Annotated in this window: 1 protein-coding gene; it reads right to left on the reverse strand. The window is 68.3% G+C overall.

Annotated features, from left to right (window positions below):
- Positions 1-1,490 (reverse strand): CoA-acylating methylmalonate-semialdehyde dehydrogenase (locus GX015_RS09725; RefSeq protein ID WP_291344733.1); only part of this gene is annotated, 1,490 nt, incomplete at its 3' end.
- Positions 1,491-1,616: the final 126 nt, after the last annotated feature.

The raw sequence follows: 1,616 nt of genomic DNA on the forward strand, positions 1-1,616 counted from the left end.
CCGGTGGCGACGCCGTCGGGCCAGCGCTGGGTGACCGTCTTCGTGCGCGTGTAGAAGCGGAACGAGTCCGGGCCGTGCTGGTTCAGGTCGCCGAAACCGGAGGCCTTCCAGCCGCCGAAGGTGTGGTACGCGATCGGCACCGGGATCGGGACGTTGACGCCGATCATGCCCACGCGGATGCGGTCGGCGAACTCGCGGGCCGCGCGGCCGTTGCGGGTGAAGATGGCGACGCCGTTGCCGTAGACGTGCTCGTCGGGAAGGCGGAAGGCCTCCTCGAAGTCGTTGGCGCGGACGATGCACAGGACGGGGCCGAAGATCTCCTGGGTGTAGATCGACATGTCGGTGGTGACGTTGTCGAACAGGGTCGGCTGGATGAAGTAGCCGTCGGCGAGCGACTCGCCCTCGAACTCGGCGTCGGTGGCGCCCTTGCCGCGGCCGTCGACGACCAGCTCGGCGCCGGCGGCCTCGCCCTCGTCGATGAGCTGGCTGATGCGCTCCAGCGCGGACTCGGCGACGACCGGGCCGTACGACGCCTTCGGGTCGAGGCTGTGGCCGACCTTCAGATCGGGGATGCGCTCCTCGAGCTTGGCGCGCAGCGCATCGGCGGTCTCCTTGCCCACAGGCACGGCGACGGAGATGGCCATGCAACGCTCGCCGGCGGAACCGTACGCGGCGCCCACCAGGGCATCGACGGCGGCATCGAGATCGGCGTCGGGGAGGATGATCATGTGGTTCTTCGCGCCGCCGAAGCACTGGGCGCGCTTGCCGGTCGCGGCGCAACGCTCGTAGATGTACTGCGCGATCGGCGTCGAACCGACGAAGCCGACGGCCTGGATGACCTCGGAATCGAGGATCGCGTCGACGGACTCCTTGTCGCCGTGGACGACGTTGAACACGCCGGCCGGGCCGCCGGCCTCGATGAACAGCTCCGCCAGTCGGACCGGGACGGAGGGGTCACGCTCGGAGGGCTTGAGCACGAAGGCGTTGCCCGCGGCCAGCGCCGGGCCGGCCTTCCACAGCGGGATCATGGCCGGGAAGTTGAACGGGGTGATGCCGGCGACGACGCCCAGCGGCTGGCGCATGGAGAACACGTCGATGCCCGTGCCCACCGAGTTGGAGAACTCGCCCTTGAGGAAGTGCGGCGCGCCGACCGAGAACTCCAGGACGTCGGTGCCGCGGGCGATGTCGCCCTTGGCGTCCTCGAACGTCTTGCCGTGCTCCAGCGACAGGGTGCGAGCCAGCTCGTCGATGTTGTCGTTGATCAGCGAGATCCACTTCATGATCACGCGGATGCGCTTTTGCGGGTTGGTCTTCGCCCAACCCACCTGCGCCTTCTCGGCGTTGGCGATGACCTCGTTGACCTCATCGGTCGACGCGAGCTCGACGGTGGCCTGGACCTGGCCGGTGGACGGGTTCATGACGGGGGCCGTGCGGCCGCTGGTGCCCGGCTTCGCGGCACCGTCGACGAAATGCGTGATCGTGCGGGTCATCTGGAACTCCTGTGTGGTCGGCTGTGGTTCGGGGCGGAACGAATCTGAGGCCAGACGCTAACGGAGACGTGCGTCACATCGGTAGGAGAATCCCGAGGTGAAACGGTGAACACCCCAGCCACGGAG

This window comes from Corynebacterium sp., assembly GCF_012837295.1.
Classification (GTDB): Bacteria; Actinomycetota; Actinomycetes; order Mycobacteriales; family Mycobacteriaceae; genus Corynebacterium.